Here is a 17389-nt window from a genome sequence, read left to right on the forward strand (position 1 = left end):
GCGACTATGGACAACTCGTTAGACCAAGCCACCGACATTGTCGTCGAGGCATTCGCCAATACGCCGAATCTCCGCCTCCGCGAAACATTGATCTCATTGACCCGCCATCTGCATGATTGGGTCCGAGAGATTGACCCCACTATGGACGAATGGAAGGTCGCCATCGACTACCTCACCCGCACCGGGCACATGTGCGACGACAAACGCCAAGAGTTCATGCTTCTGTCTGACGTATTCGGAGTGACCAATCTCGTCGATCAACTGGAATCTCGGAAAGCCAATGACGGTGCTACAGAGACGACTGTGCTGGGACCCTTCCACATGGTGCAAAGCCCCCGACGCGACCTCGGCGCAGCGATCATGTCCCCGAAGGTGGGTGACCCGTGCTGGGTTGCAGGCCGCGTGCTCAACATCGACGGAACACCGATTCCCGGTGCCACCATCGATGTTTGGCAGGCCGATGACCAAGGTTTCTATGACGTACAAATACTTGACGAGGTCGACGTCGGAGTGGGCAGGGGATTGTTCACCGCTGACGAACAAGGAAGCTTCTATTTCCGCACTGTCGTGCCCGCCCCTTATCCAATTCCGACCGACGGCCCGGTCGGCGAGCTACTCATGGCCACGAACCGACACCCTAACCGGCCCGCGCATGTCCACTTCATCGCCGAGGCCCAGGGTTACCACTCACTGACGACCCACATGTTCGTAGAAGGCAGCGACTGGATCGAGGCCGATGCCGTGTTCGCCACGAAGCGCAGCCTCGTCGTGCCATTCTCGTGGGTCGATGACCGAACTTCTGCAGCGGAGAAAGGGCTCCCGAATCCGCACCGAGAGGCCCGCTTCGACATTCACCTCGCACGGATGTCCTGATGCCCACTGTGTCGATCGAAATGTTTCCTGGACGTACCCGCAGCCAAAAGGCAGATCTCGTAGCGAAGGTGACGGACGCTGTCGTCGACGCTCTTGGTGTCCAACCTGACGTGGTGAAAGTCAAGCTGTACGAAATTGCGCCGCACCACTCCGCGCAAGGTGGCGTACTCGCCAGCGATCGCCCCGGTGCAGCATTCGGCCCGCCCGTGACCGGCGAGTAGCGGCCTCGTCTGACGTACTCCGAGGTGTATGCGAGAGAACCGGTCGACTTGATCGAGGCCACCCTCATTCCCGGTAACTCGCACCAGCAAACGCGCGGCAGCAAGGAAAGAGTTCATGGTGAAAAGCACGATGCAGGACTTCCCGCTCACGATCCCAGCGATCCTTCGTCATGGCCTGCAGGTCCACGGCGGTCGCCGGGTCTTGACCCTGGATGCCGACGGTACAGCTCGCGGAGCAACGTTCACCGAAGTTGGGCGCCATGCAGCGCAGTTGGCGCATGCTCTCCGTGAGCTTGGAGTGAGCGGTGACGGCCGCGTCGGCACCTTCATGTGGAATAACCAAGAACACGTGGAGGCCTACCTCGCCATCCCGTCGATCGGTGCGGTGCTTCATACACTCAACCTCCGTCTCAGCGTTGATCAGGTCTCCTACATCGCAAACCATGCTCAGGACCAGGTCATCCTCGTGGACGGCTCCCTCATCGAACAGTTCGCCCCGATCCTCCCGAAGTTGCAAAGCGTCAAGTCCGTCATCGTCACGGGCGACGCGGACACTGGCGCGCTAGAGGGCTCAGGGAAGACGGTGTATCGGTACCGCGCGCTTCTGGAGAACAGGCCCGCAGACTTCGAGTGGCCCAAGGTCGACGAATCAAGCGCCGCAGGTCTGTGCTACACCTCAGGCACGACCGGCAACCCCAAGGGTGTTGCATTCAGTCACCGGTCCACGTTCCTGCACTCCATGGCAGTGATGGCCAAGGACGGGTTTCAGTTTGGTGCCAACGACACCGTGCTCGCGCTCGTCCCGCAGTTCCACGCCAACGCGTGGGGATCCATCTACGCGGCATTTATGGCCGGTTCAGAGCTGCTGCTGCCTGACCGCAACCTGCACTCCGAATCACTGGTCAGAGCAATCCACAATCACCGCCCGACCATCGCAATCGGTGTGCCGACCATCTGGGCCGATATCGCGAATTACCTTGAGAAGCATCCGGAGTTCGACATCTCATCGCTCGAATTCGTCGCTGTCGGCGGATCTGCTGCCTCGCGACACCTGATGGAGGAACTGGAGAAGCACGGTGTCACCCTGACTCAGGCTTGGGGAATGACCGAAACGTCGCCATTGGCGGCGATTGCGCGTCCCTCGTCCACCCTGAAAGGGGAGGATCGCTGGAGGATTCGTATCACGCAAGGCAGACCCGTGCCTGGAGTCGAAACCCGCATCGTCGATGACGCAGGGGACTCGTTGCCTCACGATGGGGTCGCAGTCGGGGAAGTTGAGGTGAGGGGTCCCTGGATCACCGGTTCGTACTTCGGCGATGACGACTCGGGCCGATTCCACGACGGATGGCTCCGCACAGGGGATGCAGGCACCATCGATGAGAACCAGTACCTGACGCTAACCGACCGCATTAAGGATGTCATCAAGTCGGGCGGCGAATGGATCTCCTCAGTCGAACTTGAACTTCTGATCGCCAGCCATCCTGACGTCGCGGAAGCCAGTGTTATTGGCGTGCCTGATGACCGGTGGCAAGAGCGACCTCTGGCGGTCGTTGTCATTAAGGAGAACCACACGGTCACGCCGGAACAGCTTCGAGAATTTTTGAGCGACAAGGTTGCCAAGTGGTGGCTGCCTGAAAGGTGGACGTTTGTGGAGGCGGTGCCCAGGACGTCTGTGGGCAAATTCGACAAGCGTGCGCTTCGGTCGCAACACGCCGAAGGAGCCTTCCAGGTACTCGAGGTCCGCGGGTGACAACAGTCAGGGATTGCGCCACCTGCAGTCGATCGCCCGACGACGCCTGCGTGGCGCGGCTTGACCTGGTTTCCAACTCCTATGGTGTTGTGCCCACGCGCGGGCGCCGAGGGTATCGGGTCGCCGGAACGTGGAAGCTCCGACTAAAAAGGAAATTCTATGAAACCAGCGTTGTCCCAAGGATCCCTGGATCAGATCTTCCGGGAAGCTCGCACCTACAGCGGGTGGAAAGACACACCAGTAGGCGAGATTGTCTTACGTGAACTCTACGAACTGCTGAAATGGGGTCCGACTTCGGCCAATAGCAGTCCTGCTCGCTTCGTCTGGATCCGCAGCCAGGAAGCGAAAGCCAAGCTCGCCGACCTAGCGCTGGACAAGAACCGAGAAAGGATCCTCCAGGCACCGCTGACGGTCATAATCGGAAACGATCTCGACTTCGCGAGCGCGCTGCCAAAGCTCATGCCTCACAACGCCGCAGCAATGCAGCAAGCATTCGCGCGACCCGGAATGACTGAAGCGACCGCGCGGCGCAACGGCACCCTGCAAGGTGGCTATCTGATCATCGCCGCCCGGGCACTGGGGCTCGATTGCGGACCGATGTCAGGGTTTGACAATGCCGCCGTTGATCGCGAATTCTTCGCCGGCACAAGGATCGAATCGAATTTCATCTGCAGCATCGGGTACGGGGATCCGGCATCACTTTTTCCCCGCAATCAGAGGCTGACCTTCGATGAAGCGAGCCGCTTCGCCTAACTGCGGGCGCAGTGGTGGATGCCCAGCGGTTATCCGCCCTACGCGGCGTAGCGGACTTTCCAACACCGACAGTTGTCCGCATCTTGCCCGAGCCCCCGGTGATTCAGCCGGCACTGACTTCCGAAGCGCCGCCGGCCACTTCGGCCGTTGACCACCTTCGGATAAGCACCTGGGCGTACAACCCTGCCGGGCCACCCAACACCTACTTCGCCGACAACGATGGGGGCAAGAACGACAAGGTCAGTTGGGAGTCATCCGCCGGGGGCTTCGACGTGAAGGGCGGGTGCACATCAACTGTGCGGGTAGAGGGCGGGGGCTATGACCATGCCGAGTCATCCTCCAACTGCAGCGATTCAATGGGGTCGCATTTTGATGTCCCCATGCCCGGTACCTACACGGCCCGGGTGACTACATACCAGACGACTTCCGGGTATCAGCACAGTGACGATATCTCTTTCACCATTCAATAGGCGGAAGATGGCGTCTGGCCACAAAATCCGGCCGAGGTATAGAAGGACCCGAGTAGTGGCACGTCCTGCCGCGATGACCGGCCCCCAGAACATTCCCGAGTTTGATCTAGGACAGAAGAGGTGGGGGGTTGCGGCAGTACTTTCCACACCGTTCGCAGGTCGTCGATGACGGGGTCGGTCGACAGTCTGGCGTCAGCGAGACTGCTCCCAGAGGGGAAGTGGTTGTGGGTTGCGTTGGTGCGGGGAGCGCCGGGCAGGCGGCCAGATTTGAGGCCCCGGCGATCACGGGGGCGAGCCCCGCGAGGTGCCACCGTCGATTGCGAGATGACGCTAGCCCGTACGGCCGCCGTCACGCGTGGCCGAGCTTATCTCTCGCCGCTGCGGGGGAGGCGGTACCCGAATCGCCGACGGCTCGATTGACATGGTGTGGCGCGGATTGACCGCGCAATCACAGCCCGTTCTTTGATGCGGCGCTCTAGGTGCTACTGCTGCGCATACTTCGATTGTGCTTGATCAAGCAGCACGTTCACGTTCTGCCGCATCGCCGCGCGAATGGCGTCGAGGACCGCCGCCCCACTTTCAATTGATTGGGGGTTTTTGAGCTCGACCGAGTTGATCGCGTCGGTCGCGTCTGCGGTTTCTGCGAGCATCGCGCTAAGTCCGGAAGCCATGTCCGCGTCACGCGTGGGCAGTCCTGCGCCGAGGACTGCTCGGCGCACATCGGCCAGCGCCGTGCGATGCTGTGTCCTGCCGTCCGCGGCGATATAGGACGCGAGTTCGGTGGCTTCCGCCGCATCATCGCGTACGGCGTACCAACGAAGTAGTCGCTCGACCTGTGCCTTGTTTGCGCGCATCCAGATTGCAACACAGTGCGACACGTGGACGACGGCCGCCCTCACTTTGTCGTCGTGGGCCTCGGCGCGGTCCGCTACGTAACGTTCCTCGGAGCGCTTGAGTGTTCGCCAATTCCAATAACTTGCAGCGATTATCGCTATTACACCCTGCAATGGCGCGGGTGCTACCCCAAGCTTGAGTCCAGTGAAATGAGTCAGCCAGGAGAAATGTGCACTCTGCGCGCATTGAAAAAGGGTACCCGCGACACCTAAGAGGTGACTGATCATCCATGAGCCCCGACGTCACAGAACCTAGCTGTCGCACCCGTCGAACATCCTTCAGGTCATCGCTATTAAGCCACCACTGCGTGTCGCCACGCGCAGAGACGGGGCCGCCAACTTTCTCGAACAAGCTGACATCTCGGCCGTGCTGCCGGAACATGATCCCCGCCGCCCCCTGCGACTCCGCCACCGGGTACCCCAACCCCCATCACCCCACGCCACGACGAAGGCGTAGTCGATGTCGAGAGCGCGGGACCGTCGCACCGGCGTGTGAACGGATTTGTGAACGAAACGGTGCGCAATGGGCCCGACGGTATCGACACGGCGTGACATGCGAGACGGAACCAGCGGCATACCTGCACTTCAGCGACGTATCCAGAGGGCCGAGACCGCGACCGGCTGTCTCATAACCCAGAGGTCGCAGGTTCGAATCCTGTCCCCGCTACTAGTAGGAAACAGCCCTCGGAGAATACTCCGGGGGCTGTTTTCATGTGAACGTTGGGCGGGCCCGCAGCCGTGAAAGCACCGTCCACGGCGATGACCGGATCGTGTGACTACCATCGCCCATCGCCGCTGGGCGGAGGAGTAAACGCACACCTGAGCGGTTTAGTGCACTTCAGCGCGACGTGGTGCCGGTGGTGTTGTCGCGTTCCAGCACCGACGCAAGGTCGTGGCGGCGTGAGAACGTGGTTGAGGGATCATGCTGTGTTCGACGTCGAGAAGGACTCCGAAGTGGGCCCGAACGAGCATGGTAGCGACTGCTGGACAAATCTGTGAGGGCGTGTTGGGGCATCGAAGGTCAGCTGCGGACTACTTGAGACGCTGTGCGGCAAGACGTCGGCGCACCGACTTCGGATCGGCAACCCCTCTATGAGCGACTGTCCAGAGCTCGGACCGGGAGGGTCACGAGACGCCGTTCTGAAAGGCCAACTTGTCCCCTCGGGAGCTCGCGTGGATTGATCTGGTCGGCCGCTGGCTCCGGTGCCGGCGCGGCGTCACGCATCAATCACGCGGTGCCAACATCGAAGTCGGTAGCGACGCGCGGGTTGTGTCATCTGGCAGCCACACTATGAGTCCCCCGTCCCCCGCCCCCGTGCGCTTCGATTGGTGCGGACATCTCGAACTCAGGTGCCGAGCGGGGTGTCCACCCGAGCTTGAGTCTGCCGTGGGCGTCACACCAGTTCGTCGATGGGCGTCGGATCGCTGAAGCGCTGGATGACGTTGGCCGTGATCTTGCCGATCGCATTGTTGCCATCGGCTTGAAACAGGCTCGCGCACCAACTCATTGACGATGTTGCGAACATCGCACCCCCATTGGGGGTGGTGAAGTACGTGATGTCCGCCCGCACCAAGGGGCTCTCTTCGCCATTGGTGGCCGGGTGTGCGCCGTAGATTTCTTCGGTCACCAACATCGAGTTCGCATCATGATCGACAGATGTCGCCAGCACTCGAGTATGAGGCGGACTACCCTGATCGAGATCGTAACGGTCCACCTCCAGACCGGCCGCGCCGCCGTTCACCAGACCGAAGTCACCCAGGCGGCAGGAGGTGTCGACCCCGTCGGTGATCCACCCGACCCCGGGATCGGCTGCATCGGGCAGGAATTCGTAGTACGTCGACACGGCCATCGTATGGGCGGTGTACCCCGTACCCCAAACCCTCTGTGGTGCGCGCCCTCTCATTCGCCACAGGGACCCCTTCTCGCCGGTGGTGGAGTGCTGTAGCTCGCCGGGCCTGCCGCGCCAAGGCTGATCGCCGACTTCGCCGCGGCGGACCTCGACAACGTGACTCTTGTCTGGTGCGACACTGGTGACCCAGTACATACCGTTGCCGCCCATATACATTCCGCGGCCGCCGCCGACCAGGTATCTTTCCCACGCATCGATCATTTCTTCGGAGTAGTACTCCGGATGAGTGGCGGTAAGGACGACGTTGTAGCGCTGGAGGAGTTCGACGCCCTCCTGGTGCAGGTCATGATCGGTGGCCACGTCGTAGTCGAAACCTTGGTCGGTCATCCAGCAGACCAAATGCAGGTCGGCGGGGTATTGCCAGACCTGAGAACTCTGCTCGTGTTGATAGGAGGGCTGCATGTTCAGTTGTGGTCTGCGCCAGGTGGAGTACTGCACGCCACCCCCGTCGAGGTGGCGGTCATACAAGGACAAACCGTACTGCTCGACTCCGGTGCTCATGGCGAAGTCGAGGTCTTCGAGCACGGTGATGTGGCCGTTGGCGAGCTGTCCGGCAGATGCGTTCTGGTAGACCTGGCTGTTGGCGTATGCCTGGTAGCTGAACGTCGGTATCAGCAGCAGGATCGAGCCTGTTGCAGTCCCGCGTGGCGCAGTCACGAAGAACGGTACGTAGAAGGTCTCGGGGTCGTGCCCCTCGGCCTCGGTGCACGCGAGTGCATAGCAACCGCTCGGCAGGTCCTGGGGCACTGTGTATGACAGCGTCGCGGGCCACCGGCAGTCATCGAGCGAGTCGTTGTGAAACCAGATGGCGCCGTACTCGTCGATCGCGTGGGCGAAGCTGAACTCGCGGGCGGTCCATCTCCACCCGGTCATGCCACGGTCAGGTTGGTTGACACACTCGCCGACCAGACCGTTGACAGGCTCGTCGACCTGGTCGCCAAGGCCGGGACCGGGAACCGAAGAATCTCGATTGAGCTGCCAGGCGGCCACCAGTCCTGTATCCGAAAGCTCTTGTCCGTCATGGCAGGCGGATATCTCGCTCTGGCTCAGTGTGCGCGACCAGTACCGGGGCGATTCGATTTTGCCGTTGAAGCCGGCGACCATGCGGTGGTGGGGCGGCGCCTCACTGCGGAGGCCGAGACCACTCAACAGCAACGCAGTGCCCGAGTCGCCTGGCGACAGTGACGGGCCGCTGACCTCCGTGTCTCCGTCGAAGGGAACGACGAGGCCGAATATGCTGTTCGTACTAGTAATGACGGCCCGCTGGGACACCGTCACTGCGGTCGCGTCGACAGTGATGACGACCGAATACCAGACTTGTTTGTACAACGGCATACCGGTGCGCACTCGGACAACGTTGCCGTCGCCATCCCCCAGTGTGACCACGAGACCGTCGGGTTCGAGCGCCACCGCCCACCCCGTCGATGTCGTGTCATCCCAACGGGAGATCACGCCCTGCCGGCCCAGAGCTGGCAGCGTCGCCCACACGTAGAGGTGAACGCTGAACGAATCGGACCCCAGCAGCATGCGTTCCGGGTCAGGCACGCGTACGTATCCGCCGCTCTGGGTGAACTGCTCATCGACCTGTATGCGTCGATCGAGGTCCGAGGGGATGTGCACGGTGCGATGCCCGGGCCCGTCCGGGTTGAGATTGCCGTTGTACATCCGCAGAAGGCGTGTGTCGACGGGGCTGTCGCCGCCGTGTGCCAAGTGGAATGTCAGTGACTCACCCGGTGCGACGTTGGGCTGAGAGTTGTATCCGCGCAACCGCAGTGATGTTTTCATTCCTTGTCCGCTTCCAGGGTGTGGGTGCCGGTGATCTCGTTCATCCGCTCGAGAAAGGCCGCCACGATGGCGTCTTCTTTGGTGGTGAAGGTCTGCGACGTATCGACCGTGGGGGGTCGACCGCGTTCTGCGTGCAACCGGGCCAAGTAATACGTCTCGTAGGACGGCGCAGCGTAGGCGAAAGTCCGTCCTTCGATGGGCGCCATCCGCATGAAGTTCAGCAGATGTCGGAGCTCAAGAGATCGTGGGTGCCTGCCGATGACATCGCCGCGGAACTCCTCGACTGTCTCGGGTCCGACTGCAGCGCGCAGAGCAGCGCGCCGGCGTTCGTCGAACCGGTGCCGGATCTCTAGGCTGCGGTCTTCGATGTCTGTTTGTCCCGTTATCGGCATCGGATCGTCGTCCCTTCTTCTGAGTTCCTGGACGTCACTTGTACTTTCCGATGGCTTCGTCACATGTTGCGAGGTTTCCCTTGGTCACGGTGGTGGCGTCCAACGTTGTCGCCTTCTCCACGTCGCCGCCCTTGAGTAGGTTGACAGTCACCTCTGCCCCCGTCCGGCCCAATGCGAATGGGTCCCAGAGCGTGGTGGCGTACTGCTTGCCGGACTCGATGTTGCGGTATCCCAGAGGGTCACAGTCGGCGCCGACGGCAATGTAGTCGCGTCCGGCGATGGTGCCCGACCGCTCGCCCGCGAGCATGGCGCCGTCGAGCATGACGTCGGAATGTGCGAACACTCCGACGATGTTGTCGGCGGCGTACCGCGAGAACATCTGCGCCGCCACGGTGGTGGCCTCGGTGCCGTCCCAGTTGGCAGTCATGGACGAAACGATTGTCAGACCTGGCGCGATCTGTGCGAGTGTCTCTTCGAAGCCTTTTTTGCGTGAGATCGTTGTCGCGCCGCCGGGAGAGCCTTCGATCTGCAAGACGGCGCCTTGAATTGGCATTCCTTGCGCGGTGAGGCCGTCGACTATTGCTTGCGCGCTGCTCGCCCCGATCCGTTCTTCGTTGTATCCCCAGAATGCGTCGTACAGAGCGTCATCATCGGTGGCGGGCTGGTAGATACCAACGACGATTTTGGTGTCCGGAGACTGTTGGCGGGCACGTGCATACGCGGGAATCAAGGAGGTCGTGTCGGTCGGCCAGAGCACGATCGCTGCGGGTTTGGTGCTCAGCGCCTGATTGAACTTCTGCATCTGATCGGCACCGGCACCGTAATCGCTGTACTCGGTCGTAACCTTCAGGCCTGCGGCCTGAAGGTCTTCAGTGATTGTGTCAGCGAAATTGGACTGTGTCGGATTGGACCGCGTGAGCGTGAGTACGTACGCAGCTTGTCCGGCCACCTCTCCGGACGAGCCGCCACCAGCCGGATTGGTTTCGCCGGCTGATGAGCATCCGCTGACCGTAAGTACCAGCGCCAACGTCGCAGCAGTGGTCATCCGCAGTCGTTTCATTTGTCTCCTCCGTCGGAATGGATTGGCTCCGCTGCCGTTGCTGCGGACATGGTTTCGTAGTCGCGGATCACGAGTCGGTCAGAGCCGCGTTGCACCAGACGGCGTAGCGGGCGGTCGCAGATGACCACGGCGATCAGCACGACACCGTTGACCAGCTGAATCGTCGCGGACGCGACGCCGGCGAGGCTGAGACCGTTGTTGAGGATGGCCAGAAGCAGCGCCCCGCCCACTGCGCCGACCAGTGACCCGCGCCCACCGGTGAGGGCGACGCCTCCCACGAGGACCGCAGTGGCTGCTTGCAGGAGATAGGCATTGTTGGGACCGGGCTGTCCGGTGGCCAGGGCGACACCTTCGAGCGCGCCGCCGATCCCGGAGAAGCCGGCACAGACGAGGAACGCGCCCACCACACTCCAGGACACGGGTAGCCCTGAGGAGCGTGCGCGGTTCCCATCGCTGCCGATGGCGTACAGAAATCGACCCCACCACGCCCGCTTGACGGCCAGGACCAGAATCGCCACCAGTCCGAGTTGCATTAGGGATTGCAGGGATAACGCGCCCAGGATGGGCTCGGTCAGTCGGAGTCCAGGGACGTAGTCGGTCATGGTTACGATGTTGTTGCCGGTGACCAGGTAGCCGAGGCCGATGCCCAGCATCATGGTGGCGACCGTGACGGCCAGTGATGCGATACGCGCCACCCCGGTGGCGAGACCGTTGATCAATCCGATCATGAGAGCCAGGCCCACGCCGAGTGCGATGCTGATGGGCAGGCCGAGCTCGTCGGCGTATTGGACGGTGACGAGCCCGGCCAGGGGGAAGGTTGCAGCGATCGAGAGGTCGAATTCGCCGGCGATCATGACGATGGCCAGACCGGCCGATATCAGAGCCAGAGTTGCGAAAATCTGTATCAGTGCATAGAGGTTTCCGAGGCTGGAGAAGCCCGGGACCGCACACGTGCAGGCGAGGTAGGCGACGGCGGCGATCAGCCAGGTGAGCAGTGTCCGTGCACCCCAATATGTGGAGCGGGTGAGGGAGTTGATCATCGTGCGCTCTTTGCTTTGAGCAGTCCGGACATCAACACGACGACCAAGATCAGAGCGCCCTCGGTGACCAGCTGCATCTCATAGCTGAGGCCGGCGAGGGCGGCAACATTGTTCAGCAGCCCGGCGAACACCGCGCCGATGGCTGCGCCGAGGGGGGTGCCGATTCCGCCAGTGATTGCGACACCACCCACGACGACGGCGACGATGGCGTCGAAACCGAAGCTGGCTCCCGACATCAGCTGTCCCTGGTTGGACTGCGCCGCCAGCAAGGCGCCCGCCAGCCCGGTGGTCGCTCCGGATATCACAAACGCTGCCGTGATGATCATGGTGCGTCGATAGCCCGACAGCAGGCTCGCACGTTCGCTGAGACCAAACAGCGTCAGCTGCCTGCCGAACACAGTCCGGCGCATTAACCACAGCAGCGCGAGAGTGAGCGCAACGAACACGGCCGTCTGAAACGGAAGCACGCCGAAGACATTCATGTTCAACACGCTGTTGTCGCCGGTGCCCAGCACAGACTGCCCGTTGGTCCACAGCTGTCCCAACCCGACGAGGATGGCCGCAGAGGCGATCGTGACGATGATCGGGTCAGCCTCGAATCGGCCGATCACGACGCCCTGGATGGCACCGACAGCGGCGCCTAGAGCGACAGTGAGCAGTGCCGAAGCCGTGGCGCCGAGGTAGTTGGTGGAGGCGAAAGCAATGGTGCACAGCGCTACCAGAGCTGGAATCGACAGCGAGAATACCTGTCCGGCTATGGTGATGAAGCTCAAACCCACTGCGATGATGCCGATCAGCGACACCGACAGGCACAGGCCGCGGATGTTGGATGCGGTGGGGAAGGCGTCAATGGTGAAGGTGGCGACCAGCGCGAGGCTGATGGTGGCGATCGTGACCATGCGGGTCGCGGTGGCGTTGCGCCGCTGCCCGCGTAGCGACGATCTGAGTTCTGTGAACGTCATGCGGGTTCTCCGTGCAGGATCTCGGTGATCAGGGTGGCGTCGCTGGTTTCGTCGATTCGGTGGCTGCCGACTGTCTTTCCGCGGTACATGGTGACGGCGCGGTCAGCGAGTTCGCGGATCTCGAGGATGTCGGTGCTGTAGACCACGACGAGCACGTGCTCGCCGGCCAAATGACGGACTGTTTGGTAGATCTCAGCCCTGGCACCGACGTCGACACCGCGAGTGGGCTCGCTCATCAGCAGCAGACATGGTTGCATGGCGAGTGCGCGGGCGATAGCGACTTTCTGTTGGTTGCCACCACTGAAGGCAGACACATTCTCTTTCAACCGCTCGGGGTTGAATCGGACGCCGTCGGCTCCGACGCGGGCGAGTTCACGTTCACGTTTGTGACGAATCAGTTTCCTCGAACTGACGCGGTTGAGCGCACTCGACGAGATATTGGTTGTCACTGCGGCATCGAGGAACACACCCTCGTTGGCACGATCGGCGGGCACGTAGCCGATGCCGCTTCGCTGGGTGGCGACGCGCGAGGACACTGTCAGGGGTTTGCTGCGTAGGGTGATCGCACCGCGTTGCGGAGGCAGGAATCCGGCGAGGCTGCGCACCACGTCGTCGGCGCCGGATCCGACTTGACCGAAGAGTGCGAGTATTTCGCCGTCGTGCGCAGTGAGACTCACGTCCTCGTAACGGCCTTGAACGGTCAGGGCCGTCAGTACGAGCGCGTTCTCAGGATCCCGCTCGTCCTTCGCCACCGAATCTCTGACCGCGGCCTGGTGAGCATCACCAAGCATGTGGTCGACGATTGTATTGAGGGTGAACTCGGTGCGAGGGCCGCTGGCCGCGATCCGGCCTGACCGCAGGATGGTCACATGGTCGGCTAGTTCCATGACTTCGGCCAGCCGGTGGGTAATGTAGAGGACTGCGTGTCCGGCGGCCGCGAGCTTCTTGGTCACCGTGTGCACTCTGCGAATCTCGATGTCGGACAGCGTCGCTGTAGGTTCATCGAGAATGAGGACCTGTGCTTTGCGGATGAGTCCGCGGGCTAGTTCCAGGAGTTGCTGTTGTGCTAGCGAGAGGGTTTCGACAGGCCTGTCAAGGTGGATGTCGGCCAGGCCGGCTGAATCGAGTGCAGACCGAGCGCGCTCGCGCAGACGGCGGTAGGGAATCCACATGCGATTCGAGCGACCGGCGAGTGCCAGATTATCGAGCACCGACAGTTGCGGCACGACGGACAGCTCTTGGAAGACCATCGCCACGTCGCGGTTGTCGTGCGCGTCACCCGTCACCTGTCCGGTTGTGGCAGGGATGATTCCGGCCAATATCTTGACCAGAGTGCTTTTTCCCGCTCCGTTCTCGCCGAGCAGAGCGTGTATCTCGCCTGATCGGAATTCGACGTCGATGCTGTGAAGAACCGATACATCGCCATACTTCTTCGTCACGGACTGCGCGGCCAACAGCACCGACTCTGTGGTCGGGGACTCGATCGGCAAGTGCTGTAATGGCGACACGAATGCTGGCTCCTTCGGAGAGGGCGGAATCCTCTTTGTCGCAATGTCTGGATTGCTTGTGCAGTGACTGCACATGGTGGGTCGCCGGCTGCAGGCACAGATTCCCCTGCAGTGCAGGACATGTGGTTCATATCTGTGGCGGGAGCGCCGAGTGCCTCGACGCCCACCGCGCCCATCGTGTGGAACGACCTAAACGCGGTCGCCCAGTGTCGAATTCAACTGCTCGTAGCGTTGCGGCGACCGGGCTTTGATGATGTACGCGCCGATGACTCCGATAGCCAGCGACGCGAACAGCATTGCGGTGAAGATTGTCTGTAGCCAGCCGCCACCACCGAGCAGCACGTCCATTCCGGTGACTGCATACCAGAGGAACGGCATCAAACCTGCGATGCCCAGCAGTGGTGCGATGAAGGTGTTCCACGGCCGCTTGTCGACGTTGGTGCGGCGGAAGAAGACAAAGATGGCGATGCTGGCGATGGTCTGCAGCAGGATGATTCCTGCAGCCCCGACGCCGGTCCACCAGGTGAATAGGGTGGTGTACGGATCCAAGCCGAAGACGGCGAAGATAGCGACCACAATGGCGACCATGCCGATTTGGACGTAGCAGGCAAGCGCGGGTGACTGGCGGGTGGGATGGGTGGTTCCGAGGCGGGACCAGATGACGCCTTGGCGTCCCAGCGAGTAGAGGTAGCGGGCCACGTTGTTGTGGAAGGTGAGGATGGCCGCGAACAGGCTGGTGATCACCAACAATTGGAAGGCCTCGGTTCCCAAGCGTCCGAGTACGCTGTCGCTGACTGCGAACACCAGGTTGCCGCCCTCGGTTTCGGCTAGGGCGGTGATGTTGCCGATTCCGACGGAGTTGACGATGAGGAAGGCGGTGACGGCGTAGAAGACGCCCATGAAGATGACGGCCGCGTAGGTGGCGCGTGGCACGGTCCGTTTGGGGTCCTTGGCTTCCTCGCCGTAGATGGCGGTGCCCTCGAATCCGATGAAGGAGGCGTGGGCGAACATCAGCGCCACGCCGATGGCACCGGCGAAGACCGCGGACGGTGCGAATGGCTCGAACGAGTAGTCGCTGATCGGTGTCGGGGAGTTGAACAGGATGCCGATGTTGAGGATCAGGATGATCGCGGTCTCCAGCGTGAGGAGTACGGCAAGCACCCGCGCGCCGGCATGGATCTGTCGCACCCCGAGAAATAACGATGCCGCCATTGCGATGAAGGAGAACACCCACCACGGAACGTTGGTGCCGCTGTGCTTCGAGACGAATTCTGCTGCGTAGTAACCGAACCCGCCGATGACGCCGAGTTGGATCGCGTTGTAGGCGAAGATCGCCAGCGACGCAGATCCGAGCCCCAGTGGTCGGCCGAGGCCGCGCGTGATGAACGCGTAGAAGGCGCCGGCGTTGGTGATGTGCTTGCTCATGGCGACGTAGCCGACCGCGAAGATGGTCAGTACAACGGCAACCACCACGAAGGCGCCGGCGATGCCGATCCCGTTACCGGAGCCGATGATGACCGGGAAGAGGGCCACCACGACCGTCAAGGGTGCGGCGGCGGCAACGACGAAGAAGACAATGCCGAGGACGCCGATCTGGTTGCGCGCCAGCCCTACTGAGCCATCAGGCGACTCTTTGGTGGTTGCCAGCGGTCGGGGTTCGTCTTGATGAAGCATGGCGGTCCTTCGTCCTACGTTAGCGGGTGGTTTTACTGCGGGCGGCGAACTTGACGACCCTGCGCAACGCCGGGCTGGTCGCAACGGTGTAGCCGAGCTTCTTGCCGGCTTTCGTGTCCATCACTGTCTCCATGGCGCGGTCGACGACGCGCGCCTTCGGTGCCGGTCCGACGCGTTGCGCAGTCGGAGCGGGCGTGCCATTGAGGTCTGCGATGACGACTTGGGCGGCGTTGTGCCCGTTGGCACCCATCACACCGCCGCCGGGGTGGGTCCCCGAGCCGCACAGGTAGTAGTTGCCCACGGTGGTGCGGTAGTCGGCCAGCTCTGGCGTCGGCCGGTTGTTGAACAACTGGTCGAAGAACATGGCGCCGTGGAAGATGTTGCCGCCAGTCAGCCCGTAATCACGCTCGAGATCTTTCGGCGTGATGATGACCCGCTCAAGAATGTGCCCCCGCAGGTTCGGGGCGTAGCGGAACAACACCTCGAGCACGCGGTCGGCCCATTCGTCGCGGAACGCGTCCCAGTCGGTGCCGGCCAGCTCAAACGGAAGCTGTTGCACGCCAAGCGTCATAGTGTGCTTGCCCGCGGGAGCCAAGGTGTCGTCGTGGGTCGATTGGATGACGGCCTCGATGACGAAATCGTCGGGGATCTCACCACGACGCTCGGCCTCCCAGGCGCGTTCGAAGTTTTCGATGGATGCGCCGAGAATCGCTTGGGCCTGATGCTGCGGACCGAACTCGCCTGCAGGGAAGCCGATGTAGTCGGGCAGCTCGTCGATCAGCAGGTGGATGCGGGCCATCGATCCGCGGGCATCGTAATCCTGGAGTTTCTGCGTGAGCTTGGCGTCGATGGCGCCTGCAGGCAGCAGATGGAGCATGGAGCGTTGCGGGTCGGCGTTGGAGATCACGGTGCGCGCCGAGATGACCTCCCCGTTGCGCAGCTTGACGCCGGTTGCCTGGCCCTTGGTGAGTACGACCTGTTCGACTGGTGACTTCAGTCTGATCTCGGCGCCGTGGGCTTCGGCGCTGCGGGCCATCGCCTGCGTGATGCCACCCATTCCCCCTTTCACGAAGCCCCACTGGCCGAGCGTGCCCTTGAACTCGCCCACGGAGTGGTGGCCGTAGACGTAGCCGGTGCCCGGCGTCGATGGCCCGCCCCATACCGAGATCATTCCGAAGAAGGTGAAAAGACCCTTGATGTGCTCGTTTTCGAAGTATCGGTCCAGCAGGTCCTTCGTCGAGAGCAGCACCATCTCGTTGAAGAGATCTTCGGCGCCGGCGGCTTCGAACGCAGCCAAGACCTGGGAGCGACTAGGTGCAGGCGACATCAGGAACGGCGTCAAGATGGAGGCAAACTTCTTGACCCGCAGCCCGAAGTCCAGAAACGCACCGGCGTCGTCTTTGGAGAACTTCTCGATTTCTTTGAGCGTCTTGTCCATGTCTTTCCACATGAACAGGTGGCTGCCGTCGGGAAAGATGCTGATCTCGTTGGCCTCGGTCTGGTACATCTCCAGGCCGTATCGCTCAAGTTCGAGGTCGGCAATGATCTCTGGGCGGAGCAGGCTGGCGATGAATGCGCACGACGACCACGTGGCACCGGGGATCAGTTCTTCGCTCGTACATGCGCCGCCGACGACGTCGCGAGCCTCGACGACAAGAACCTTCTTGCCCGCTCGGGCCAGGTATCCGGCGGTGATCAGGCCGTTGTGTCCGGCACCGATGACGATCGCGTCGTAGGTGTTGGTGGTGCTCATTGAAGCTCTCCAGGGATGACGTTGGTGAAGTACGTGCGGACGGTGGTCGGGTCAACGAGTTCGTTGAAGCCGTCGGTGACGGGCTTCATCGTCGGGTGGGTGTCTCGCAGCCGCTCCCATGCCGCCCAGTCACTGACCTCCATGACTTCGAGGATGTCCGCAGGAGCCCCATCGGGTGCCTCGTTGACTCGAAACGCTTCGAACCGGCGAACAATGTCGCCGTGGGCCAGGCACGTTGGCCGGTCGATCTCGGTGGAGAAGCGCTCGAAGTCCGCCGGGTCCACGCCGGGCAGCATCGAGAACAGGTTGACCGCTACTACGGAGCGGCTGGGGGCAGTCATCCAA

The 17389-nt window shown here is 62.0% G+C and carries 14 protein-coding genes; 4 read left to right on the plus strand and 10 right to left on the minus strand.

What is annotated here, in order from left to right:
- Positions 1 to 6: 6 nt before the first annotated feature.
- From EL337_RS07770 to EL337_RS07785, 4 genes are all read left to right on the plus strand, one after another.
- Positions 7 to 873: a dioxygenase family protein gene (locus EL337_RS07770; protein WP_048630425.1), complete on the plus strand. Its 867-nt coding sequence runs from the start codon at positions 7 to 9 to the stop codon at positions 871 to 873.
- The gene (locus EL337_RS07775; RefSeq protein ID WP_048630426.1) at positions 873 to 1094 is read left to right on the plus strand and encodes a tautomerase family protein; all 222 of its coding nucleotides are present in this window, start codon (positions 873 to 875) and stop codon (positions 1092 to 1094) included. Before EL337_RS07770 ends, EL337_RS07775 begins: the two co-directional genes overlap by 1 nt.
- Positions 1095 to 1212: 118 nt before the next feature.
- Positions 1213 to 2844 (plus strand): fatty acid--CoA ligase, encoded by a 1632-nt coding sequence (locus EL337_RS07780; RefSeq protein ID WP_048630884.1) that lies wholly within the window; start codon positions 1213 to 1215, stop codon positions 2842 to 2844.
- A gap of 159 nt (positions 2845 to 3003) precedes the next feature.
- Positions 3004 to 3597: a malonic semialdehyde reductase gene (locus EL337_RS07785; RefSeq protein WP_048630427.1), complete on the plus strand. Its 594-nt coding sequence runs from the start codon at positions 3004 to 3006 to the stop codon at positions 3595 to 3597.
- Between the two features lie 952 nt (positions 3598 to 4549).
- On the opposite strand, the gene EL337_RS07790 is transcribed toward EL337_RS07785, so the two are convergent.
- From EL337_RS07790 to EL337_RS07835, 10 genes are all read right to left on the minus strand, one after another.
- Positions 4550 to 4921, minus strand: a complete 372-nt coding sequence (locus tag EL337_RS07790) for a hypothetical protein (RefSeq protein WP_048630428.1) — start codon at positions 4919 to 4921, stop codon at positions 4550 to 4552.
- A 1433-nt stretch (positions 4922 to 6354) separates the two neighbouring features.
- On the minus strand, positions 6355 to 8655 hold the full coding sequence (locus EL337_RS07795; protein WP_048630429.1) for a N,N-dimethylformamidase beta subunit family domain-containing protein: 2301 nt from the start codon (positions 8653 to 8655) through the stop codon (positions 6355 to 6357).
- Complete coding sequence (locus EL337_RS07800; protein ID WP_126316527.1) at positions 8652 to 9047, minus strand: N,N-dimethylformamidase alpha subunit family protein; 396 nt, start codon at positions 9045 to 9047, stop codon at positions 8652 to 8654. The genes EL337_RS07795 and EL337_RS07800 overlap by 4 nt, the downstream gene beginning before the upstream one ends.
- A 34-nt stretch (positions 9048 to 9081) precedes the next feature.
- Positions 9082 to 10092: a sugar ABC transporter substrate-binding protein gene (locus EL337_RS07805; RefSeq protein ID WP_157866278.1), complete on the minus strand. Its 1011-nt coding sequence runs from the start codon at positions 10090 to 10092 to the stop codon at positions 9082 to 9084.
- A gap of 11 nt (positions 10093 to 10103) precedes the next feature.
- Entirely contained in the window at positions 10104 to 11147 is a 1044-nt protein-coding gene (locus EL337_RS07810; protein WP_048630432.1) for an ABC transporter permease, read from the minus strand.
- The gene (locus tag EL337_RS07815) at positions 11144 to 12046 is read right to left on the minus strand and encodes an ABC transporter permease (protein WP_157866280.1); all 903 of its coding nucleotides are present in this window, start codon (positions 12044 to 12046) and stop codon (positions 11144 to 11146) included. Before EL337_RS07815 ends, EL337_RS07810 begins: the two co-directional genes overlap by 4 nt.
- Before the next feature lie 59 nt (positions 12047 to 12105).
- Positions 12106 to 13563: a sugar ABC transporter ATP-binding protein gene (locus EL337_RS07820; protein ID WP_220096915.1), complete on the minus strand. Its 1458-nt coding sequence runs from the start codon at positions 13561 to 13563 to the stop codon at positions 12106 to 12108.
- Between the two features lie 243 nt (positions 13564 to 13806).
- Positions 13807 to 15291 (minus strand): APC family permease, encoded by a 1485-nt coding sequence (locus EL337_RS07825; RefSeq protein WP_048630435.1) that lies wholly within the window; start codon positions 15289 to 15291, stop codon positions 13807 to 13809.
- A 19-nt stretch (positions 15292 to 15310) separates the two neighbouring features.
- On the minus strand, positions 15311 to 17044 hold the full coding sequence (locus tag EL337_RS07830) for a phytoene desaturase family protein (RefSeq protein WP_048630436.1): 1734 nt from the start codon (positions 17042 to 17044) through the stop codon (positions 15311 to 15313).
- Positions 17041 to 17385 carry a RedY/HapK family protein gene (locus EL337_RS07835; protein ID WP_126316529.1) on the minus strand — a complete coding sequence of 115 codons (345 nt, stop codon included), beginning with the start codon at positions 17383 to 17385 and terminating at the stop codon, positions 17041 to 17043. Before EL337_RS07835 ends, EL337_RS07830 begins: the two co-directional genes overlap by 4 nt.
- Positions 17386 to 17389: the final 4 nt, after the last annotated feature.

This window comes from Mycolicibacterium aurum, from assembly GCF_900637195.1.
Classification (GTDB): Bacteria; Actinomycetota; Actinomycetes; order Mycobacteriales; family Mycobacteriaceae; genus Mycobacterium; species Mycobacterium aurum.